This is a genomic window from Burkholderia sp. Bmkn7 (assembly GCF_041103175.1).
Lineage (GTDB): Bacteria > Pseudomonadota > Gammaproteobacteria > Burkholderiales > Burkholderiaceae > Burkholderia > Burkholderia cepacia.
Genome location: NZ_JBGCUH010000002.1, coordinates 1,202,254 through 1,223,226 on the forward strand (window position 1 = coordinate 1,202,254; position 20,973 = coordinate 1,223,226).

Sequence of the window (20,973 nt, forward strand, 5' to 3'; positions counted from 1 at the left end):
CCCACGGAGAACGCGATGAACACCCCGACCACCGTCGTACCGGGCTGGGAACTCGATACCGCGCCGTTTCACGCGGGAGAACTTGCCGTGCAGCAGCGCGCGGGCGTGACGGAGGCCGCGGGTTCGGCCGGCCGGCGCGGGATCCGGCGTTTCATGCCGGACCAGCACCGGACGTTTTTCGCGCAACTGCCGTTCTTCGTGCTGGGCGGCGTCGATGCGAACGGCCAGCCGTGGGCGACGCTGCGGGCCGGCGCGCCGGGGTTCGTGACGTCGCCGGACCCGCGTACGCTGCGCATCGCGGCGCGCGCGTTGCCGGGCGATCCGCTGGACGGCGCGTGGCAGCCGGGCGCGCCGCTCGGCGGGCTCGGGATCGAATTCGATACGCGGCGGCGCAATCGTGTCAACGGCGTCGTGCGCGCGGTCGACGGCGACGCGCTGACGATCGCGGTCGAGCAGAGCTTCGGCAACTGCGCGAAGTACATCCAGGGACGCAAGCCGACATTCGTCGCCCGGGAAGCCGGCGCGTCCGCCGGGCCTGACGTATCGGACGCGTTGAACGACGCCGATCGAGCGCTGCTTGCGCAGGCCGATACGTTCTTCGTCGCGAGCGCGAACACGTCGACCGACGCGGGCGCTGCGCGTGGCGCGGACGTGTCGCATCGCGGCGGGATGCCGGGCTTCGTGCGCGTCGACGATGCGCACACGCTGACGACGCCGGATTTCAGCGGCAACCGCTTCTTCAACACGCTCGGCAACCTGCAGCACGATCCGCGCGCGGGGCTGCTGTTCGTCGATTTCGACAACGGCGACCTGCTGGTTGTGGCCGCGCGCGCCGAGATCGTGTGGGACGGGCCGCTCGTCGCGTCGTTCGACGGCGCGCAGCGGGTCGTGCGGTTCCATGTGCGGGAAGTGCGGCGCATGCGCGCAGTGTTGCCGTTCCGGTGGTCGGCGGTCGAACGTGCGCCGCAGTTCGCGGCGATGGCGGCGGGCGCGGGTGCGGGTGCGGCGGGCGGGTTGGTGCAGACTTCAACCACATCGGTCATCGCAGCCGCATCAGAATCAGCATCGGCATCGGCATCGGCATCGGCATCCGCGTCGACATCCGCATCGGCACCCGCATGGAGGCCGCTGCGCATCGCGAAGATCGTCGACGAAGCGCGCGCGATTCGCTCGTTCCATTTCGAACCGGTGGACGGCGGCGCATTGCCCGCCTACGAAGCCGGGCAGCACCTGACGCTGCGTGTCGCGCTGCCGGGAAGCGACGCGCCGACGATCCGCAGCTACACGCTCTCCGATGTACCGGGCGGCACGCATTACCGGATCACCGTGAAGCGCGAAGGGCGCGTGTCGGCGTGGCTGCACGATCACGCGCAGGCGGGCATGACGCTCGACGTGCAGATGCCGCGCGGGCGCTTCACGTTCGATCTTGGGAGCCCGCGCCCGGCCGTGCTCGTGTCGGCCGGCATCGGCATCACGCCGATGATCGCGATGCTGCGCCGCGCGCTGGTGGACGATCGGCCATCGCGCCGCGTGGTGTTCGTGCATGGCGCGCGCGACGCGGCCGACCGGCCGTTCGCGGCGGAGCTGGCACGTATCGCGGCCGCCGACGCGCGGCTGTCGCTCCACTGGTTCGACAGCCATCCTCACGATGGCTCGGCAGCGCAGGCAGGCCGCATCGACATCGCGCAACTGAAGCGGCTCCTGACGTTCGACGATTACGACTTCTACCTGTGCGGGCCGTCGGCGTTCATGCGCGACCTGTACGACGGGCTGCGCGCGCTGAACGTGCCGGACGAACGCATCCGCTTCGAGGCGTTCGGGCCGTCGAGCGTGGCCCGCAGCGCGACCCGCACGACGGGGGCGCAGGTCGCGAGCGTGCCGGTGGTGTTCCGGCGCACGGGCCGCGATGCCGCGTGGACGCCCGCCGGCGGCACGTTGCTCGAATTCGCGGAAGGGCAGCGCGTGGCCGTGCCGTCCGAATGCCGCTCCGGGTCGTGCGGCACGTGCGCGACGCGCGTGCTGTCGGGCGCGGTCGACTACGAGCAGGCGCCCGATGCGCCGGTCGAACCCGGCTGCGCGTTGCTGTGCGTCGCGCGGCCCGCGCAAGGGTCGGAGCCGCTCGTGCTCGACCGCTGACGTGCCCTGCGACATGCGGCCGCAGACGGCCTGCTGCGCGAAAAGCGCGCGCAACTGCTTCTTTTTTCGGATGCCGGTCGGATCGACGATAGCGTCAACCGATTCGATGAAAGGAGCACAACCATGAAACTGCTCGGCATGATCAAGCTGGTCCTGTGGAGTTTCTTCGGCGTACGCAACAGCAAGGCGCACGCGGCCGATCTCGCGAACGTCAACTACACGTTGCTGCCGTTCGTGGCGATCGTGCTCGCGCTGCTCGTCGGCGCGGTGATCTACGGCGTCGTGCACCTGGTCGTCGACCCGACCGCGACGATGCAGGGATTCTGACCGGCCGCCGAATCGCGAGCGGGCGAACGTTCCCGCTCCGGTTTCCGGCCGCATGACCGGCGCGCGACGGTGCCGGTCATCGAGGTGGCCGCGCACGACGCCAGTCATGCGCACATCGGCACCGTCGCCGTGCCGCGCGAATCGCGCGGTTCCCGTTCCCGCCTTCCTCGCCCATCCGATTCACCCGATTCGCCCGATTCCAGGGCAGCCCGCCCCGCCCGGGGTAAAATGCGCGCCGCGCCGCGATGTCGTGCGCGACGGGCACGCCGCCGTTCCAGCGAACGGCGCGTACCAGACCGTCGCGCCCGTACCGGGGCGTTCGAAGCGTCCTCCGCATGACAAGACCGCGCGATGCAGCCGGCCGCCCGACACGCCCCGACGAACCGGTCGACGGCAGCGTCGGTTCACGGTGCGTCACCTGAATCCGATGTCCCATCCTGCGTCTTCCCGACCGAGCGGCCCGCTTGCGTGCCGGATCGTCTGGTTCGCCCGGTTCGTCTGACGAATGTCGTGCCGGCGCGTGCGTCCGGCGGAGGCAGACCCGGTCGCGGGCACGCTTCGCAGCTTCGTAACGGGTTTCGACAGGGTCGAGTGGCGAGTTTTCCATCCAGAGCAATGACGGTGAATAGAACAACAGCGTCGCCCGCACGGCGGCGGCGCGCGAAGGTCGGGCTTGGTGTCGGCGTCGGCATCACGCTTTTCGCGGCCCAGGCCGCCGCGGCGCAGGGCGACACGCCGGCGCCGGACGCCGGCGCGGCCGGCAGCGCGACGCTGCCGACGATCACGGTGAGCGGCGAGCGCGGCAACGCGCTGCGCGCACGCACGGCATCCGTCGCGGGGCTCGACGACGCACCGCTGCGCGATACGCCGGCGTCGGTGAGCGTCGTCACGCGCGCGCAGCTCGACGACCAGCAGGCGAAGCGGCTGAGCGACGTCGTGCGCAACGACGCGTCGGTCGTCAACGACTATGCGCCGGTCGGTTATTTCGAAGGCTTTGCGATCCGCGGTTTTCCGGTCGATCTCGCGAGCGTGATCCGGATCGACGGGCTGACGGTGTCCGGCGAGCAGAACGTGCCGCTCGAGAACAAGGAGCGCGTCGAGATCCTGAAGGGGCTTGCGGGTATCGACAGCGGCGTCGTCGCGCCCGGCGGGGTGATCAACTTCGTGACGAAGCGCTCGGCGAACGTCGCGAGCGTGACGGGTGGCGTCGACAGCCGCGGCTCGACGTCGGCGGCCGTCGATCTCGGCCGCCGCTTCGGCCCCGACAATCAGTTCGGCTTCCGGATCAATGCCGCGAAGGAGAACATGCACTCCTACATCGACGGCACGAACGGACGGCGCACGTTCGGCTCGATCGCCGCCGACTGGGACATCAGCCCGCGCGCGAGCCTGCAGTTCAACGCCGAATTCCAGCAGTGGATCCAGCGTTCCGCACCCGGCTACCAGCTGCTCGGCGGCACCGTCGTGCCGTCGGTCAAGACGACGTCGAAGGCGCTCGGCACGCAGCCGTGGGCGAAGCCGGTGACGACCGACGCGCTGAACCTGAACGCGCGTTTCGACTACCAGTTCAACGACGACTGGAAAGCCTACATCGCCGCCGGCCGCAGCCGCACGATGATCGACGACAACAGCGCGTTCGCGTACGGCTGCTCGTACGCTGCGAGCTGCACGGCCGGCGCGACGTCGCCGTTCTTCTTCGGCGCGAACGGCGACTACGACGTGTACGACTTCCGCAGCCCCGGCGAATACCGGCGCAACGACGACCTGCGTGCCGTCACGACCGGCAAGTTCGCGACGGGGCCGCTGCGGCACGAGCTGACGCTCGGCGTGAGCGTGCAGCGCCGCGTCGTGCACATGGCGACCGCCGTGTACGACTATGTCGGCAGCGAGAACATCTACGGACCCGACGTCACGTTCGCACCGTCGCCGAATACGCCCGGGCCTTCGTATCCGCAGCTCGATTCGTGGCAGTACGGCGTGTTCGGGCTCGACCGCATCAGCATCGGCGAACACTGGCAGGTGCTCGCGGGCGGCAAGGAGGTGCTGCTGCGCCAGCGCAGCTGGAGCAGCCTCGACGGAGACGCGACGCACACCGACCGTTCGGTGTTCCTGCCGCAGGTCGCGCTCGTCTACAAGCCGGTGAACGTGCTGTCGCTGTACGCGTCGTACAGCAAGGCGCTGTCGCTCGGCGACCAGGCGCCCGTGCGCGCGACCAACGCGTATGCGTTCCTGCCGCCCGTCGAATCGCACCAGTTCGAGGTCGGCGCGAAATACGACTGGCTCGACCGGCTGAGCCTCACGGCCGCCGTGTTCTCGATCAGCAAGCCGTTCCAGTTCGCCGATCCGGACGCATCGGGCACGACCTACACGTTCGTGCAGCGCGGCACGCAGCGGCACCAGGGGATCGAGCTCGGCGCGGCCGGGCGCGTGACCGAGCGGCTGGGGCTGACGGCCAGCGTCGCGGCGATTCGCGCGCGCGCGTACGATTCGGGTTCGCCGGCCTACGAAGGGCACCAGGTCATCAACGTGCCCGCGCTGCGCGCGTCGCTGTATGCGGACTACGCGGTGCCGGGCGTGGCCGGGCTGAACGTGCTGGGCGGCGTCGAGTACAGCGCGGCCCGCAACGCGAACGAGGAGGGCACCGCGCAGGTGCCGGCGTGGTTCGTGTTCAATCTCGGCGCGCGTTATACGACGAAGATCGGCGGCCATCGCACGGTGTTGCGCGTGTCGGTGGACAACCTGTTCAACAAGTTCTACTGGCGCGATGCGGGCGAGCAGCAGGGCGATGCGTACCTGTTCCCGGGTGCGCCGCGCACCGCCCGCGTGTCGTTGACCTATGATTTCTGACCGTCCGGAACCGGCCGCGTGACCCGCAGCCCCGGCAGCTAACCTGGAGAGCACAGACGATGTCCCCACTCGAAATCGCCGGCGTGATCGTCAGCGCGCTCGCGATCTGGCTGACCGCGAAGCGGCGCATGCTGTGCTGGCCGGTCGGGCTCGTGTCGGTCGCGTTGTACGGCTGGATCTTCTTCGACGCGAAGCTGTATTCGGACATGCTGCTGCAAGGCGCATTCGCGGTGCTGCAGGTGTACGGCTGGCAACGCTGGCTCGCGCAGCGCGCGAGCGAGGCTGACGGCAATGCGGCGCCGGCAGGCGATGTCGCGCCCGTCACGGGCGTGCGGCCGATGCAGATGCTGCCCGACCTGATCGCGGCCGTCGTCGGCAGCGCGCTGCTCGGCGGCATGATGGCGCGCTGGACCGATGCGGCGCTGCCGTTCGTCGATGCCTCGCTGACCGCGTTCAGCCTCGTCGCGCAATACTGGACCGCGCGGCGCTACATCGCATCGTGGGGGCTGTGGATCGTCGTGAACGTCGTGTATGTCGGGATGTTCGTGTTCAAGGAACTGTATCTGACGGCCGGCCTCTACGCGTTGTTCGTCGGGCTGGCCGTCGTCGGCTGGCGCGACTGGAGCCGCACGGCCGCGGCGCTGCGCGCGGCGGCCGGCGGTGCGCTGGCAACGGGCGGCGGCGCGCGCTGATTCACGCGCCGATTCAACTACGGAGCAACGTCGTTCATGTCATTCCCACTCGAGCCGGACGGCGCCCTGCCGCGTGACGTCGCGCCGCCTCAATTCGGTGTCGACGGCGAGCAGGCCGAACGCGACTGGCCGCTGATGACGCACGACGAGGTGGCGGCGGTGCTCGCGCGCATCGACGGCGCCGGCGAGCCCGAGCGGCTCACGTGGCACAGCCCGCGACAGTTCGCGGCGGCCGTGCTCGTGCGGATGGCGGACGGGCGCGGGCTGTTCGTCAAGCGTCATCACGCGAGCCTGCGCGATGTCGCGGGGCTCGAGGAAGAGCATCACTTCATCGCGCACCTGCGCGAACGCGGCATACCGGTGGTCGACGTGCTCGCGGATCGCAACGGTGCGACCGCATTCGCGTCCGGCGACTGGACCTACGAAGTGCATGTGCTCGCGCCCGGCGTCGACCCGTATCGCGGCGTGATGTCGTGGCAGCCGTTCACGCATGCGTCGCACGCTTACGCGGCCGGCCGCGCGCTGGCCGAGCTGCATCGCGCGTCGGCCGGCTACGATGCGCCGGCGCGGCCCGTGCGCACGCTGCTGTCGAGCTTCCGCGTGCTGTCGTCCGACGATCTGGCGGGCGCGCTCGAACGCTGGGTCGAGGCGCAGCCGCTGCTCGTGCGCGCACTCGGCGCGCGCGACTGGCGCGGCGACGTGGCCGACGCGATCGGCCCGTATCACGCGCGCCTCGTGCCGCTGCTGCCCGCGCTGCCGCCGCTGTGGACGCACGGCGACTGGCACGCGTCGAACCTGCTGTGGACCGAGGCGGGGCCCGGCGCGCAGGTGCGGACGGTGCTCGATTTCGGGCTGTCGGATCGCACCTGCGCGGTGATGGACCTCGCGCTCGCGATCGAGCGCAATACGGTCGACTGGATGGCGCCGGCCGACGCGCGGCGCGTCGAGTACGCGCAGATCGACGCGCTGCTCGACGGGTATGAGTCACTCGAACCGCTGGGCGACGAAGCCTATGCGGCGCTGGTCGCGATGCTGCCGATCGTGCATACGGAGTTCGCGCTGTCGGAAGTGGCTTATTTCGGCTGCATCATCGATGCGCCGACCATCGTCGACATCGCATACGACGGGTATCTGATCGGGCACGCACGGTGGTTCGGTGAGCGCGACGGGCGGCAACTGCTCGACTGGCTCGTGCAGCGCCGGCGCGCGAAGCAAGGGGTCGTTTGATTTTTGAGAGTACCCTGGCAGCTTCGCTGGTTCGGCGATTGATATGTTGCTCGAATCGTTATCGAAATCTTACCTGGATAGATTCGATGGGCTGTCGCACGCGAGTGTCGGAAGCGCTGAGCTCACCGCAAACGCAGCGGCGATAAATAAGCCAACTCTCATGTCAATGGTCAGTACAGCAGTTGTCGAGGCAGCCGGGACTCACTTGTACGGTGACTTCACGGGTTACGAACGTTGATTCGCCCGCGCTGTTGATCGGATAAATTTGCGTTTTTATCTGAAATGGTGCGTTTATCAAACCATCGTCTATGATGGTCTTTGTCACTTCGGAAGCACGTTTTGTCGCGAGTTGGGTAGGAGTGGTTTCATTTCTGGATGCGCTGCCAATTATGTAGATCCAGTTCTGAATTGGGTGCTTGGAATTGATTTCTGACACCCAGCGTTCAATTCGTATTTTATCGGAATCGGTGATCTCGTGGCTGTTGGGTGAAAATGGCACGAACAGTTGTTGTGATGGAAGATTTTGTGATGCCTGGCATTCTGCAGTGGCGTATGCGGGAAAAATTAATAATCCTGAAATCGCGCTGACGAGTGTTGTGATAAAAATTCTCATGTTGATTTCGGTTCCTTAATCTGCAAATAAGCTTTCGCCGTAGATCACGAATCCGGTGAGTGTATCCGCATTTCTCAACGCCAGGTCAGGATTGGCCCTTGCCCATGCGGCTGCTGTGGGATCAATCCCGTAACGAGGGTCGCTGCTGCCGAAGGTGTCAATGAAATGTGTTACTTCGTGAATGAGCGTAGACAGCCGGGAATCTCCGAACATATTCTGGTCGCGCAAGCCGGTGCAGAATTTCACGGCGATACTTATAAGTTTTCGCTCCGTATTAGGTCCGCAAACATGAGCGGCCTCGTTATCGATGTCACTCATATTCGGAACGCAGCCTAACATTCGGTCGAGGTTCGGATCGGTTCGGACGAAGTTGTGTGGTGTTAGCGTCTTCAGTACGGAGAGATGTCGTGAGAAGCCGTTGATAAGATATCGCCGGGTATTCTCGTCGCATCGATTGAACCAATAGGTCATTCTATCCTTGATGGTCTTGTCATATCGATTCAGATCGGTAATCCTTCTTTCGACAAGAATGATGGACCATTTAAGCAGGCGCGCTACCATAATTCTGAATTCTTTGTTGGTCATGTTGGGGCAAATTGGTGTTGTGTTGATGTAAACGTCAACCGTTGATCCCGGATTTGTGTTGGTGACTGCTCCGGAGTGGACGAGAAACCAATCTTTGTCTCCGCCAGCATCAAAATTGTATTGGTTGTTGTCAGAAAAATTGTTCATGGCTTCAAGGCCCCATCGTTTAGATTTTCAAGGATGTTGTCGCATTGGTATCGAAGCTTCGCGTCTGCTCGGCGCTATCAGTGTTGCAGGTGAAGATCTGTGCGGTATCCGTTACGCTTCAATAGTCATGGAGCGGCGTGGTTACGTTCGTGTTTCCGGAACCTCGAACAATCATATTTTCAAGTGAACTTGTCTATAGAACTAGTTCGAAATTTCGGAATGCAAAGAGGTCTTTTGATTTGTACGTGATCGAATTGAATGATCGAAAGTAATGCGATCGGTCCGGCGAACTTTGATGGCTTCGCTGGATCGCACGCGACCGCTCGGACGCCGCGTACAGATGGCCCCCTGGGCAGATACGCACGCTGGTTGGGCGAGTACAACGCCCCCAAGATGACGGAAATGTCATCTTCGCCTCATGTTCGCACTGCGGCCGGACCGTAGCATCGGTCGCGAACCGTTACCGCAGAACCGAACATGCTCAAGCTCAACCTCGCCGTGGCCGTCGTCTTCGCGGTGGCTGCGACGGCCCATGCGCAGCCGTCGCTGTCGCCGGAGCCGGCTCCGGCAGCCTCCGGCGGCGCCGCGCCGATCGGCGCACCGCCCCCCGACGCACGCCCTTCCACTTCGTTGACGCTTGCCGATGCGCTCGCGGCCGCGGCCCGGAACAATCCGGCGCTGCGAGGCGCGCGTGCGGACGTCGATGCATCCGCGGGCGCGCTGATGCAGGCCGGTGCGCGCCCCAATCCGGAAGTGTCGTTCCTGCAGGAAAGCTTCCGTCGCGCCGAACGCACGTCGACCGTGCTGCTGAACCAGACGATCGAACTCGGCGGCAAGCGCGGCGCGCGGCTCGACGTCGCGTCGTACGGCAGGGAGGCGGCCAATGCGTCTCTCGACGAACAGGGCGCCGTCGTGCGCGCCGACGTGATCGCCGCGTTCTACGGGCTGCTCGCCGCGCAGCGCCAGCTTCAGGTCACCGAGGAATCGGCCGCGATCGCCGCGCGCTCCGCGGATCTCGCGAGCCGCCGTGCACAGGCCGGCAAGGTGTCGCCGGTCGAGGCGACCAAGGCGCACGTGGCGGCGGCCGGCGTGCAGATCGAAGTCGTGACTGCGCGCGGCCGTGTCGAGGTTGCACGCGAGAAACTGAACGCGGTGATGGGCGAGGCACGCGACGGCCGGCTGGCGGTGCTCGGCGACCTCGAAGCCGTGCCGCCGGTCGAGTCGCTGCCCGCGCTCACCGCGCAACTCGACGACGCGCCGCTCGCGCGGATCGCGCGCGCCGAGATGCTGCGCTCGAACGCGGCCGTATCGCTCGAACGCGCGCGGCGCATTCCGGACGTGACGATCAGCGCGGGCGTGAAGCGCGTGACCACGGGCGGCGTGCCGGACAACCAGGCCGTGGTCGGTGTGTCGATCCCGATTCCGCTGTTCAACACGAACAAGGGCGCGCTGCTCGAGGCGACGCACAAGGCCGCGCGGGCGAACGCCGATCTCGATCGCGAACGCACGCGCCTGCGGCTGGAACTCACGCAGGTCTACGCGAATTTCGAAGCCGCCGCGCAGGAAGCGCAGCGGCTGAAGGACGACATCCTGCCGGCCGCGCGCGTCGCGCTCGACGCGATGTCGCGCGGCTACGAACTCGGGAAGTTCAGCTTCCTCGACGTGCTCGACGCGCAGCGCACGCTGTTCCAGGGCCAGTCGCAATACGTGCGCGCGCTCGCCGACGCCCATACCGCGCGTGCCGACATCGGCCGGCTCGTCGGTACGCCGCTTGCACCGCTTGTACCGCTTGTGCCGCTTGTGCCTGTCACGCAATAGCGCAACAGACGCCTCCATTACCTGAAGGATCATCATGTCACGCAGCAGAATCCTGATCATCGCGGCGGTCGTGCTCGGCGCCGCCGGGATCGTCCTCGGCGCACTCGGCGTCACGCGCAACGGTGGCGGCAACGACACGTCCGCGTCGGCGGCGCCCGAAGCCGCTTCATCCGCCGAAGCCGCCGGCGAGCGCGGCGGTGTCGTGCTCAGGCGCGGCAAGCTGTCCGTCGAAATCGTGATGACGGAGAAGCCCGGCGACGCGCGCCTCGTCGTCTATCCGTTCGTCGACGGCAAGCCGGCCGGCAAGGGCGTCACCGTGTCCGGCACGCTGGTCCGCTACGACCGCACGCACGAGCCGTTGCGTTTCGACGCGGCCGGCCAGAAGTTCGTGTCCGCGCAGTCGATCGCCAAGCCGCACGTGTTCGATGCGACGATCGACGTGAAGGCGGGCAATGACGCCGCCTCGTTCCCGTTCGCACGCGCCGACGGTGCGATCGCGTTGACCGACGCACAGCTGGCGACCTCGAAGATCGCACTCGCGAAGGCCGGCCCCGCGCAGATCGCGACACCGTTCCAGTTGCCGGGCGAGATCAAGTTCAACGAGGATCGCACCGCGCACGTGGTGCCGCGCGTGGCCGGCATCGTCGAGCAGGTGTCGGTGTCGCTCGGGCAGAACGTCGCGAAGGGGCAGGTGCTGGCCGTGATCGCGAGCACCGATCTAGCCGACCGGCGCAGCGAGCTGCTGACGGCCGAACGCCGGTTGTCGGGCGCACGCGCGACCTACGAGCGCGAACGCACGCTGTGGCAGGAGCGTATTTCGGCCGAGCAGGACTACCAGCAGGCGCAGGTGCAGTTGCGCGAAGCCGAGATCGCCGTGCAGAACGCGCGGCAGAAGCTCGCCGCGCTGAATGCGCCCGCCGGCGCGGGCGCGCTGAACCGCTACGAACTGCGTGCGCCGTTCGCGGGCACGATCGTCGAGAAGCATGCGACGCCCGGCGAAGCGATCGCCGCCGATGCCAGCATGTTCGTGATCTCCGACCTGTCGACGGTATGGGCCGAGATGGCCGTGCCGGCGCAGCGGCTCAACGACGTGCGGGTGGGCCGCGACGCGACGGTCGTCGCGACCGCGTTCGAATCGCGTTCGAGCGGCCCGATCGCGTACGTGGGTTCGCTGCTCGGCGAACAGACGCGCACCGCGCCTGCGCGTGTCGTGCTGCCGAACCCGGACGGCGTGTGGCGGCCCGGGATGTTCGTGAACGTGTCGGTCGACGCGGGCAAGCAGGGCGTACCGCTCGCGGTCGCGAGCGACGCGCTGCAGGACGTCGACGGCGCACCGTCCGTTTTCGTGCGTTCTCCGAAGGGCTTCGTCGCGCAGGCCGTCGAGACGGGGCGGCGCGACGAACGTGCGACCGAAGTGCTGAAGGGGCTGAAGCCGGGCCAGGAATACGCGGCGTCGAACAGCTTCGTGCTGAAGGCCGAACTCGGCAAGGGGAGCGCGGAACATGAATGAGCATCACGTGTGCGCCGTGGTGCGAAGCACGGCCCGGTCTGCAGCCCGATTTGCGGCCAGATTCGCCGCCAGATTCGCCGCCAGATTTCCGGCCAGATTTCCGGCCCGCCGGGTGGCCGGCTGGGCGGCCCGTCCGTCGAAGGTGACCGTGCCCCGCTTCAAGGAACCCCGCCATGTTTGAACGCCTGATCCGCTTTGCGATTGCGCACCGCTGGCTCGTGATGCTGGCGATCGCGGCCGTGGCCGCACTGGGCGTGTTCAGCTACCAGAAGCTGCCGATCGACGCGGTGCCCGACATCACCAACGTGCAGGTCCAGATCAACACGGCCGCGCCCGGCTATTCGCCGCTCGAAGCCGAGCAGCGCATCACCTATCCGGTCGAGACCGTGATGGCCGGGCTGCCGGGCCTCGAGCAGACGCGCTCGATCTCGCGCTACGGGCTGTCGCAGGTCACCGTGATCTTCAAGGACGGCACCGACATCTACTTCGCGCGGCAGCTCGTCAACGAGCGCATCCAGGAAGCGAAGGACAAGCTGCCGCCCGGCATCGCGCCCGCGATGGGGCCGACGTCGACGGGGCTCGGCGAGATCTACCTGTGGACCGTCGAGGCCGATGCCGCCGCGCGCAAGCCCGACGGCACGCGTTATACGGCGGCCGACCTGCGCGAACTGCAGGACTGGGTCGTGCGGCCGCAGCTCCGGAACGTGCGCGGCGTGACCGAGGTCAACTCGATCGGCGGCTACGTGAAGGAATACCGTGTCGCGCCGAATCCGGCGAAGCTGATGTCGTACGGGCTGACGCTCGCCGACGTCGTGCGCGCGCTGGAACGCAACAACGACAACGTCGGCGCCGGCTACATCGAGAAGCGCGGCGAGCAGTATCTCGTGCGCGTGCCGGGCCAGGCGCGCACGGTCGACGACATCGCGAACATCGTGCTGACCAACGTCGGCGGCGTGCCGGTGCGGATGAAGGACGTCGGCGTGGTCGACATCGGCCGCGAACTGCGCACCGGCGCCGCGACGTCGAACGGCGAGGAAGTCGTGCTCGGCACGGTCTTCATGCTGATGGGCGAGAACAGCCGCACGGTCGCGAAGGCCGTCGCCGAGAAGATGGCGGACGTGAACCGCACGCTGCCGTCCGGCGTCAAGGCGATTCCCGTGTACGACCGCACGGTGCTCGTCGAGAAGGCCGTCGCGACGGTGAAGAAGAACCTGCTCGAAGGCGCAATCCTCGTGATCGCCGTGCTGTTCCTGTTCCTCGGCAACATGCGCGCGGCGCTGATCACCGCGCTCGTGATCCCGCTGTCGATGCTGATGACCTTCACCGGAATGGTCAACGCGAAGGTGAGTGCGAACCTGATGAGCCTCGGCGCGCTCGACTTCGGGATCATCGTCGACGGCGCGGTGGTGATCGTCGAGAACTGCGTGCGGCGGCTCGCGCATGCGCAGGCCGCCGCCGGCCGGCCGCTCACGCGCGACGAGCGCTTCGCTGAGGTGTTCGGCGCGTCGCAGGAAGCGCGGCGCGCACTGATCTTCGGGCAACTGATCATCATGGTCGTGTACCTGCCGATCTTTGCGCTGACGGGTGTCGAAGGCAAGATGTTCCATCCGATGGCCATTACCGTCGTGATGGCGCTCGCAGCCGCGATGGTGCTGACCGTCACGTTCATTCCGGCGGCCGTTGCGCTGTTCATCGGCGAGCGCGTCGAGGAGAAGGAAAACCGGCTGATGGGCTGGGCGCGGCGCGCGTACGAGCCGGTCCTCGCGGCATTCATGACGCGGCCGGTGCGCGTGATGCTCGGCGCGGGCGCGATCGTGCTCGTCACGCTCGGGCTGGCCACGCGGCTCGGCAGCGAGTTCATCCCGAGCCTGAACGAAGGCGACCTGGCGGTCGCCGCGCTGCGGATTCCCGGCACGAGCCTGTCGCAGTCGGTCGAGATGCAGAAGTCGATCGAGAAGACGCTGAAGGCGCGCTTCCCCGAGATTGAGCGCGTGTTCGCGCGCACCGGCACGGCCGAGATCGCGGCCGACCCGATGCCGCCGAACCTGTCGGACGGCTACATCATGCTGAAGCCCGTCGACCGGTGGCCCGACCCGAAGAAGCCGCGCGACCAGCTCGTGCGGGAGATCGAGGAAGCGCTCGCCGAGCTGCCGGGCAACGCGTACGAGTTCTCGCAGCCGATCCAGCTGCGCTTCAACGAACTGATCTCGGGCGTGCGCAGCGACGTCGCCGTGAAGATCTTCGGCGACGACATGGCCGTGCTGAACCAGACCGGCGAGCAGATCGCGGCGGCATTGCAGAAGGTGCCGGGCGCATCCGAAGTGAAGGTCGAGCAGACCACTGGGCTGCCCGTGCTGACCGTCAATCTCGACCGCGACAAGCTCGCGCGCTACGGCGTGAGCGTGGCCGACCTGCAGGATACGGTGGCCGCGGCCGTCGGCGGGCAGAAGGCCGGCACGCTGTTCCAGGGCGACCGCCGCTTCGACATCGTCGTGCGGCTGCCCGACGAGCTGCGCTCGGACATCGAGGCGATCAAGCGGCTGCCGATCGCATTGCCCGCGCCGGCGGCCGGCGCCAGCGCACCGCTCGCGGCGGCGCCGTACGTGCCGCTCGCGGAGCTCGCGACGATCGACGTCGCACCGGGCCCGAACCAGATCAGCCGCGAGGACGGCAAGCGGCGGGTGGTCGTCAGCGCGAACGTGCGCGGGCGCGACGTCGGCTCGTTCGTCGCCGACGCGCGCGAGCAGCTTCAGCAGGACGTGCGCGTGCCGGCCGGCTACTGGGTGTCGTGGGGCGGGCAGTTCGAGCAGCTGCAGAGTGCGAGCGAGCGCTTGAAGCTCGTCGTGCCGCTCGCGCTGTTCATGGTGTTCGTGCTGCTGTTCGTGATGTTCAACAACGTGAAGGACGGGCTGCTCGTGTTCACCGGCATTCCGTTCGCGTTGAGCGGCGGCGTCGTGTCGCTGTGGCTGCGCGGGATTCCGCTGTCGATCACGGCGGCGGTCGGCTTCATCGCGCTGTCGGGCGTGGCCGTGCTCAACGGGCTCGTGATGATCTCGTTCATCCGCAACCTGCGCGACGAAGGGACGCCGCTCGAGGCCGCCGTGCGCGAAGGCGCGCTCACGCGGCTGCGGCCGGTGCTGATGACCGCGCTCGTCGCGTCGCTCGGTTTCCTGCCGATGGCGTTCGCGACCGGCACCGGCGCCGAGGTGCAGCGCCCGCTCGCGACGGTCGTGATCGGCGGTATCCTGTCGTCCACGGCGCTGACGCTGCTGGTGCTGCCCGTGCTGTACCGCGTCAGCCATGCGGTGTCGTGGCGTGCCGCGCTGGCGGGCGGCTTCGGCGGCGGCTTCGTGTCGGGCGCGCTGCGCCGGCTGGGTTTTTTCAAGGGTAATGCGTGATGCGAATTCTGATTGTCGAAGATGAACCGAAGACGGGCGCATATCTGCGCAAGGGCCTGACGGAAGCAGGTTATGTCGTCGACTGGGTCGAGGACGGCATCACGGGCCAGCACCAGGCCGAGACCGAGGAGTACGACCTGCTCGTGCTCGACGTGATGCTGCCCGGGCAGGACGGCTGGACGCTGCTGCAGAACCTGCGGCGCAGCAAGTCGACGCCGGTGCTGTTCCTGACCGCGCGCGACGATGTCGGCGATCGCGTGAAGGGGCTCGAGCTCGGCGCCGACGACTATCTCGCGAAGCCGTTCGATTTCGTCGAGCTGACCGCGCGCATCAAGTCGATCCTGCGGCGCGGCCAGCCGCGCGATTCGAACACGCTGCGCGTGGCCGACCTCGAACTCGACCTGACGCGCCGCAAGGCCACGCGGCAGGGCGACACGATCCTGCTGACCGCGAAGGAATTCGCGCTGTTGTGGCTGCTGATGCGCCGCGAAGGCGAAATCCTGCCGCGCGCGACGATCGCGTCGCAGGTGTGGGACATGAATTTCAACAGCGACACGAACGTCGTCGATTCGGCGATCCGGCGCCTGCGCTCGAAGATCGACGACGCGTACGACCCGAAGCTGATCCACACCGTGCGCGGAATGGGCTACGTGCTCGAAGCGCGCGGCGGCGCGGCCGCATGATCGCGCGACTGCTGCCGCGTACGCTGCGCGGACGCCTGACCGCGCTGATCATCCTGTCGACGTCGGTGATCCTCGCGTCGAGCGGGGTCGCGCTTTACGAGGCGCTCAGCAATCGCGTCGAAACGACGGCCGCCGAGCAGATGGCCGGGATTTCCGCCGCGCTGGGCGCGCACCTGGCCGAAGCGCGCTCGACGGCAGACGTCACGCGCAACGTCGATATCTGGATCGACCAGTTGCACGGCCATCCGAACATGGATCTCGCGATCTACGACGCGACGGGCACGCGCCTCGTCGGCACGCCCGGATTCCGGCTGGTTGCACCGCTGCTGTCGCTCGACGCGGGGCGCGTGCCGGTCAGCGTCGCGCCGCCCGGCGCGCGGCAGCAGTATCTCGTGACGTCCGTGCCGCTCGCAGGCGCAGGCGCGCCGGTGGTACGCGTCGCGGTGCAGTACGACCGCAGCGCCGACATGCTGCTGCTGCGCACGCACGCTTATACGATCGTCGTGATCGAGGTGTTCGGCGTGATGCTCGCGGCCGCGATCGCGTACGGCATTGCGGCGCTGGGCTTGAGCCCGCTGCGGCGGTTCGCGGCGCGCGCCGAGCAGATGTCGACGAGCCGGCTCGCCCATCCGCTGCCGGAACTCGATACCGCGGGCGAGCTGAAGGAACTCGAGCACGCGTTCAACGGGATGCTCGGGCGGCTGAACGAGTCGTTCACGCGGCTGAGCCAGTTCTCGTCGAATCTCGCGCACGACATGCGCACGCCGCTCACGAACCTGCAGGCGGCCGCACAGGTCGTGCTGTCGCAGCCGCGCGGCGCGGATGAATACCGGAACGTGATCGAGTCGAGCATCGACGAATACCAGCGGCTGTCGCGGATGATCGAGGACATGCTGTTTCTCGCGCGTTCGGAACAGGCCGGCACGTCGATCGACGTGCGGCGATTGAATGCGGCGGAGGAGGCCGGGCGCGTGGCCGGCTACTACGAGGCGCTTGCGGAGGATGCGGGCGTGCAGGTGAAGGTCGACGGTCACGCGTGGGTCGATGCGGACCTGACGCTGTACCAGCGCGCGCTGAGCAACCTGCTGTCCAATGCGCTGAGGTACGCGCCGCGCGGCAGCGTCGTGACGATCGACTGCGTGGAGCAGGGTGGTGCGACGACGATTGCCGTGTCGGACACGGGGCCCGGCATTGCCGCCGAGCATGTCGGGCGGATTTTCGAGCGCTTCTATCGCGTCGATCCGTCGCGGCACAATTCGGCGTCGGGTACCGGGCTCGGCCTCGCGATCGTCCGGTCGATCATGGACAATCACGGCGGCGAATGCGGCGTCGACAGCGACCCCGGCCGCCACACGACGTTCTGGCTGCGCTTTCCGCGCCAGCCGGCCGAACCGAAGCGGCTGGCGGCCGCCAGCGCCTGACACCGCGGGCGGGCACGCCCGCGCGTTCGCCATGAGGCGGCCGCGCGTGGCGCGCTGCCCGCGGCCGTGCGGCCGGGCATCATTGCCGCGCGGTCAGTTCGTCGTGGTTGTCGGTCTGCGGCTTCTTCTCGCCGCCATGCACCGAAATCCCGTGAAGCTCCTTGTTGCGCGCGATGAGCTCGCCGCTCGGCGGGTACTGCGTCTTGCTCGTCGGCACGACGCCGTCGTGCTGCGCCTGCTTCAGTTCATTGACGACCTGTGTGCGGGTCTTGCCCTGCGTTTGCGTCTGCGCGAATGCGGGCTGCGCGACCATGCCGAGCGACAGCGTGGCGGTGACGAACAGTGCTGCGAGTTGTGCGGTTTTCATCGAGTGCTCTCCTTGATCAGGGCCGCCGGGTGGCGAACCATGGACCCAGTATGCGAAAGCGGCCGTGCGTGATCGTGATCGCGAGATGAAAAATGCGTCAGATTGCGTGATGCCGGGATGTGCCGTTCGACCGCGGCCGACATGATGCAATCGTCATGTTCGCGTCATGGGCGCGATGAGCGGGAAGCGGAACATGAAGCCTGCCGATGGTCGACCTGGCCGACGGCATTCGCGCCGTCCGCGACAGCAGCATGGAATGCGGGCGGCCCTTTCCGACTTTCACCCCGGACCGAAAATTGCATTGTCCCGCCATTCGCCTCGCCTTGATCGCAGTCCTTATCGTCCCGCTGTTCGCGGGCTGCACATCGACGCGTTCCGGCCCAACACCCAACGTATCGGCCACATCGACCACGCCGGCCGCCGCGCGCAAGCCGGTGCCGGCCGACCTCATGCCTGGCGAGCAGATCGACTATGCGGGGCATCGCTGCGGCAATCCGAACCTGTACGTCAAGACGCACGTGTGCCTGTTCCCGCAGCGCAGCGGCACGCGTTGACCGCGATCGCACCGCACGCGATTGCGCGCTCTCAGGTTGCCGGGTAGGCGGCGGGAGGCGTTCGGGATAGCGCGCGGTCGGTCGCGGGTTCGTCGCCGAACACACAGGATGTCGATTCGCGACGAGCAAAAAGAAGCCCGGCACTCGACGAGTCCGGGCCTAACGCGTGACGTGCCGTGCGGCAGCGACCCGCTTGCGTGGTCTGGAACGGGCGCTGCCCGTCACGTTTCCGATCGTAGCGAAGCGACGCTTCGCGAACCTGATCGGAACATGAAATTTTCGTCACGCGGCGCGTGTATCGCCGCCACGATCAGAACCGGTGGCGCAACCCGAGATTGACGATGCCCTGCGTGCGCGTTCCGCCATAACCATAGGAACCGATCGACGCCTGCGCCGTTTGCGTGCCGCCGTCGAGCGTGCGCTGTTCGCCGTTCGCGCGCTGCCATGCACCGACCGCGTAGAGATCGGTGCGCTTCGACAGCACGTAATCGGCGCCGGCGGACACCTGATGATAGGTCGCGCCCGTATCGCCGCGGGCGCGCGTGTAGCTGTAGCCGACGCCGACGAGCAGGCTGGGTGTCGCCTGGTAGTTGAAGAAGCCGCGCGCGGTGTCGTACTTCTGCGTGCTCTGGAATGCGGACATCGCATCGGCCTTGTACTGCGCGTTGCTGTAGTCGATGCCGACCGCGAACGGCGCGAAGCTGTAGCGCACCGCGCCGCGCGCGATGCCGATCGATTTCGCGGAGAGGTAGCCGCCGTTGACCAGCGACCCGTCGAACGTGCCGTCGGAGGTGCCGTTCCAGCCGGTGCGGATGCCGTTGGCGAGCGCTGAACGATTGGCGGCGTAGAAGTAGCCGCCGGCCACGTCGACCGGGCCGTTGCTGTACGACAGGCCGGCCGACCAGGTTTGCCCGGCGCCGCTCTTGCCGGCCACGCCGCCGAGCGCGTACATGCCGACGAACTGGAATCCGTTGATCACCGGCGACGTGTATTTCACCGCGTTGTCGGTACGCGACGACGTGTCGTAGTTGTCGACGTCGCCGGGTGTCGCATAGACGCTGCCGAAGTAGAAATCGCCGGTAATCGGCCACGCGACATCCGCGAGCGCGTCGTACTGGCGGCCGAGCGTCAGCGTGCCCCAGCGCGCGCTTTCGAGGCCGACGAAAGCCTGCCGGCCGAACATCCGGTTGCCTTGCCCGAGCGCGCCGTTGTTCGGGTTGAAGCCGTTTTCCAGGGTGAAGACCGCTTTCAGCCCGCCGCCGAGATCTTCCGCGCCCTTCACGCCGAAGCGGTTGCCGAGCAGGTTGCCGTTGCCGAGGCCGACGAGATTCCTGCCGTTCGCGTCGGCATTCCACACGTGGGTCAACGACGTATCGAACAGGCCGTACAGCGTGACTTCCGACGCGTGTGCCGCTTGGGCGGCCGCGAGCATCGCACCCGACATCATCGCGAGCCGAACTGGAGTTTTCATGGTGTGTCCCTGAGGTTCAAGAGGATCGATCCGTGCATCGGTCGATTCCGGCGCCGCGCGTTGGTGCGGCAGGCGCGGAATGTCGCAATCGCGCTGCCGATTCTGGAAAGCGTTCGGATCGTGAAGGTGAGGGACAAATGAGAAAAATGTCATCGCCGCGTCATCAGCCTGGAAACTTGCGACCGGTTTTCATTGGGAGTGCGATATAGAAGCGGTCGGGGCAGTGACGAAACCGTCATGCTGCGATCACGATTCCGCACCGCCGCCGGATCAAAGTGAAGGCTCCTGTCACATCTTTCCAGCAAGGAGCGAGCCACATGAACATTCCGCGACCGATGATCGTCATCGCCGCCGCCGTCCTGTCGATTGCGGCCCTCTCGCAGGCAGCGGCCGCGCAGCAGAAGACCCGTCAGGAAGTCCGTCAGGAACTGGTGCGTGCGCGCCACGACGGCGTGATCCCGAGCCCGAACCACGACTACCCGGCGAGCCCGGCCACCGTCGCGCGCAACCAGGAAATCCATCGCGCGACGGTACATCGCGGCGAGGTGGCGCCGCGGGTCGATGCGCACGACAACCGTCTTGCGGTTCGTTGATCGTTCATGCGCGGCCGGCCGGCACGGTGCCCGCCGGCCGCATCCCACACGAAGAGGAGAGTGCCATGCGCCATTTCGCGAAAGGAATCGTGCTCGCGGCGTGCCTGGTGTCGACGGCTGCGATCGCGGCCGGCTGGCCGGAACGCGCGCTGTCGCACGCGCCGGCGCACGAGGTCGGCCGCCGCGCGAACGAGCGGATGCGCTGCGAGCTCGCGACCGTGCCGGCCGGCGAGTGGAGCGCGACGTTCACGCGCGGACAATGCGAAGTCGGAAACGGACGGCTGACGTTCGTGCCGGCCGATGCAGGCGGCGGGCAGGATGTCGCGGAGAAGCGGATCCTGCTCGGCGATATCCGCACCGCGTCGCATCAGTCACGCAAGCTGAAGGAGCAACTGCAACTGACGACCCGCGACGAGGTGATCGCACTGAACGTGCTGACCGACGACGGCAGCCGCAAGTCGCGCGAACACGCGATCGACCTGTGGGCCGCGCTGCGCGACGAAGGCGTGACGCCGGTCAACGGCACGCGCATCGTCGATACGTATCCGACGGGCGCGACGACGTGGTAACCGGTACGCGGCCGC

General features: G+C 67.2%; 17 protein-coding genes. 13 read left to right on the forward strand and 4 right to left on the reverse strand.

What is annotated here, in order from left to right; translation table 11 throughout:
* Positions 1-15 precede the first annotated feature (15 nt).
* The 5 genes from AB3K92_RS11365 (at position 16) to AB3K92_RS11385 (ending at position 7,229) form a co-directional block, all read left to right on the forward strand.
* Positions 16-2,136 (forward strand): pyridoxamine 5'-phosphate oxidase family protein, encoded by a 2,121-nt coding sequence (locus tag AB3K92_RS11365; RefSeq protein WP_369465072.1) that lies wholly within the window; start codon positions 16-18, stop codon positions 2,134-2,136.
* 123 nt (positions 2,137-2,259) lie between these two features.
* Positions 2,260-2,463 carry a DUF2970 domain-containing protein gene (locus tag AB3K92_RS11370; protein ID WP_021164122.1) on the forward strand — a complete coding sequence of 68 codons (204 nt, stop codon included), beginning with the start codon at positions 2,260-2,262 and terminating at the stop codon, positions 2,461-2,463.
* Positions 2,464-3,078: 615 nt separating this feature from the next.
* Positions 3,079-5,310 (forward strand): TonB-dependent siderophore receptor, encoded by a 2,232-nt coding sequence (locus tag AB3K92_RS11375; protein WP_369465073.1) that lies wholly within the window; start codon positions 3,079-3,081, stop codon positions 5,308-5,310.
* A 59-nt stretch (positions 5,311-5,369) separates the two neighbouring features.
* Positions 5,370-6,002: a nicotinamide riboside transporter PnuC gene (pnuC, locus tag AB3K92_RS11380; protein ID WP_060322359.1), complete on the forward strand. Its 633-nt coding sequence runs from the start codon at positions 5,370-5,372 to the stop codon at positions 6,000-6,002.
* A gap of 36 nt (positions 6,003-6,038) precedes the next feature.
* Positions 6,039-7,229, forward strand: a complete 1,191-nt coding sequence (locus AB3K92_RS11385; RefSeq protein ID WP_369465074.1) for a phosphotransferase enzyme family protein — start codon at positions 6,039-6,041, stop codon at positions 7,227-7,229.
* 163 nt (positions 7,230-7,392) lie between these two features.
* Here AB3K92_RS11385 and AB3K92_RS11390 read toward each other — a convergent pair whose 3' ends face one another.
* Both AB3K92_RS11390 and AB3K92_RS11395 read right to left on the reverse strand, forming a co-directional pair.
* Positions 7,393-7,842, reverse strand: a complete 450-nt coding sequence (locus tag AB3K92_RS11390) for an OmpA family protein (RefSeq protein WP_081078247.1) — start codon at positions 7,840-7,842, stop codon at positions 7,393-7,395.
* 15 nt (positions 7,843-7,857) lie between these two features.
* The gene (locus AB3K92_RS11395; RefSeq protein WP_081057293.1) at positions 7,858-8,574 is read right to left on the reverse strand and encodes a M35 family metallo-endopeptidase; all 717 of its coding nucleotides are present in this window, start codon (positions 8,572-8,574) and stop codon (positions 7,858-7,860) included.
* A gap of 477 nt (positions 8,575-9,051) precedes the next feature.
* On the opposite strand from AB3K92_RS11395, the gene AB3K92_RS11400 reads away from it, so the two are divergent.
* From AB3K92_RS11400 to AB3K92_RS11420, 5 genes are all read left to right on the forward strand, one after another.
* A complete protein-coding gene (locus tag AB3K92_RS11400; RefSeq protein WP_369465075.1) occupies positions 9,052-10,392 on the forward strand; it encodes a TolC family protein in 1,341 nt (446 codons plus the stop codon).
* 34 nt (positions 10,393-10,426) lie between these two features.
* A complete protein-coding gene (locus tag AB3K92_RS11405; RefSeq protein ID WP_059649165.1) occupies positions 10,427-11,902 on the forward strand; it encodes an efflux RND transporter periplasmic adaptor subunit in 1,476 nt (491 codons plus the stop codon).
* A 173-nt stretch (positions 11,903-12,075) separates the two neighbouring features.
* Entirely contained in the window at positions 12,076-15,300 is a 3,225-nt protein-coding gene (locus tag AB3K92_RS11410; RefSeq protein ID WP_059493688.1) for an efflux RND transporter permease subunit, read from the forward strand.
* Positions 15,300-15,983, forward strand: a complete 684-nt coding sequence (gene irlR / locus AB3K92_RS11415; protein ID WP_021157388.1) for a heavy metal response regulator transcription factor IrlR — start codon at positions 15,300-15,302, stop codon at positions 15,981-15,983. Before AB3K92_RS11410 ends, irlR begins: the two co-directional genes overlap by 1 nt.
* Positions 15,980-17,404 carry a heavy metal sensor histidine kinase gene (locus AB3K92_RS11420; protein ID WP_369465076.1) on the forward strand — a complete coding sequence of 475 codons (1,425 nt, stop codon included), beginning with the start codon at positions 15,980-15,982 and terminating at the stop codon, positions 17,402-17,404. The genes irlR and AB3K92_RS11420 overlap by 4 nt, the downstream gene beginning before the upstream one ends.
* A 79-nt stretch (positions 17,405-17,483) precedes the next feature.
* On the opposite strand, the gene AB3K92_RS11425 is transcribed toward AB3K92_RS11420, so the two are convergent.
* Positions 17,484-17,771, reverse strand: a complete 288-nt coding sequence (locus tag AB3K92_RS11425) for a DUF4148 domain-containing protein (protein WP_059622338.1) — start codon at positions 17,769-17,771, stop codon at positions 17,484-17,486.
* Between the two features lie 206 nt (positions 17,772-17,977).
* Here AB3K92_RS11425 and AB3K92_RS11430 point away from each other — a divergent pair, with 206 nt between their 5' ends.
* On the forward strand, positions 17,978-18,325 hold the full coding sequence (locus AB3K92_RS11430; RefSeq protein WP_369465077.1) for a hypothetical protein: 348 nt from the start codon (positions 17,978-17,980) through the stop codon (positions 18,323-18,325).
* Between the two features lie 310 nt (positions 18,326-18,635).
* Here AB3K92_RS11430 and AB3K92_RS11435 read toward each other — a convergent pair whose 3' ends face one another.
* A complete protein-coding gene (locus AB3K92_RS11435) occupies positions 18,636-19,796 on the reverse strand; it encodes a porin (RefSeq protein WP_369465078.1) in 1,161 nt (386 codons plus the stop codon).
* Positions 19,797-20,113: 317 nt separating this feature from the next.
* On the opposite strand from AB3K92_RS11435, the gene AB3K92_RS11440 reads away from it, so the two are divergent.
* Positions 20,114-20,389: a DUF4148 domain-containing protein gene (locus AB3K92_RS11440; RefSeq protein WP_369465079.1), complete on the forward strand. Its 276-nt coding sequence runs from the start codon at positions 20,114-20,116 to the stop codon at positions 20,387-20,389.
* A gap of 65 nt (positions 20,390-20,454) precedes the next feature.
* Positions 20,455-20,958 (forward strand): hypothetical protein, encoded by a 504-nt coding sequence (locus AB3K92_RS11445; RefSeq protein ID WP_059554536.1) that lies wholly within the window; start codon positions 20,455-20,457, stop codon positions 20,956-20,958.
* The last annotated feature ends 15 nt before the right edge of the window (positions 20,959-20,973 follow it).

What these genes read in the sequence shown, in the direction of transcription:
- AB3K92_RS11365 (WP_369465072.1), top strand. Translation starts at nt 16, where the DNA reads ATGAACACCCCGACCACCGTCGTACCGGGCTGGGAACTCGATACCGCG.
- AB3K92_RS11370 (WP_021164122.1), top strand. Translation starts at nt 2,260, where the DNA reads ATGAAACTGCTCGGCATGATCAAGCTGGTCCTGTGGAGTTTCTTCGGC.
- AB3K92_RS11375 (WP_369465073.1), top strand. Translation starts at nt 3,079, where the DNA reads ATGACGGTGAATAGAACAACAGCGTCGCCCGCACGGCGGCGGCGCGCG.
- pnuC (WP_060322359.1), top strand. Translation starts at nt 5,370, where the DNA reads ATGTCCCCACTCGAAATCGCCGGCGTGATCGTCAGCGCGCTCGCGATC.
- AB3K92_RS11385 (WP_369465074.1), top strand. Translation starts at nt 6,039, where the DNA reads ATGTCATTCCCACTCGAGCCGGACGGCGCCCTGCCGCGTGACGTCGCG.
- AB3K92_RS11390 (WP_081078247.1), bottom strand. Translation starts at nt 7,842, where the DNA reads ATGAGAATTTTTATCACAACACTCGTCAGCGCGATTTCAGGATTATTA.
- AB3K92_RS11395 (WP_081057293.1), bottom strand. Translation starts at nt 8,574, where the DNA reads ATGAACAATTTTTCTGACAACAACCAATACAATTTTGATGCTGGCGGA.
- AB3K92_RS11400 (WP_369465075.1), top strand. Translation starts at nt 9,052, where the DNA reads ATGCTCAAGCTCAACCTCGCCGTGGCCGTCGTCTTCGCGGTGGCTGCG.
- AB3K92_RS11405 (WP_059649165.1), top strand. Translation starts at nt 10,427, where the DNA reads ATGTCACGCAGCAGAATCCTGATCATCGCGGCGGTCGTGCTCGGCGCC.
- AB3K92_RS11410 (WP_059493688.1), top strand. Translation starts at nt 12,076, where the DNA reads ATGTTTGAACGCCTGATCCGCTTTGCGATTGCGCACCGCTGGCTCGTG.
- irlR (WP_021157388.1), top strand. Translation starts at nt 15,300, where the DNA reads ATGCGAATTCTGATTGTCGAAGATGAACCGAAGACGGGCGCATATCTG.
- AB3K92_RS11420 (WP_369465076.1), top strand. Translation starts at nt 15,980, where the DNA reads ATGATCGCGCGACTGCTGCCGCGTACGCTGCGCGGACGCCTGACCGCG.
- AB3K92_RS11425 (WP_059622338.1), bottom strand. Translation starts at nt 17,771, where the DNA reads ATGAAAACCGCACAACTCGCAGCACTGTTCGTCACCGCCACGCTGTCG.
- AB3K92_RS11430 (WP_369465077.1), top strand. Translation starts at nt 17,978, where the DNA reads ATGGTCGACCTGGCCGACGGCATTCGCGCCGTCCGCGACAGCAGCATG.
- AB3K92_RS11435 (WP_369465078.1), bottom strand. Translation starts at nt 19,796, where the DNA reads ATGAAAACTCCAGTTCGGCTCGCGATGATGTCGGGTGCGATGCTCGCG.
- AB3K92_RS11440 (WP_369465079.1), top strand. Translation starts at nt 20,114, where the DNA reads ATGAACATTCCGCGACCGATGATCGTCATCGCCGCCGCCGTCCTGTCG.
- AB3K92_RS11445 (WP_059554536.1), top strand. Translation starts at nt 20,455, where the DNA reads ATGCGCCATTTCGCGAAAGGAATCGTGCTCGCGGCGTGCCTGGTGTCG.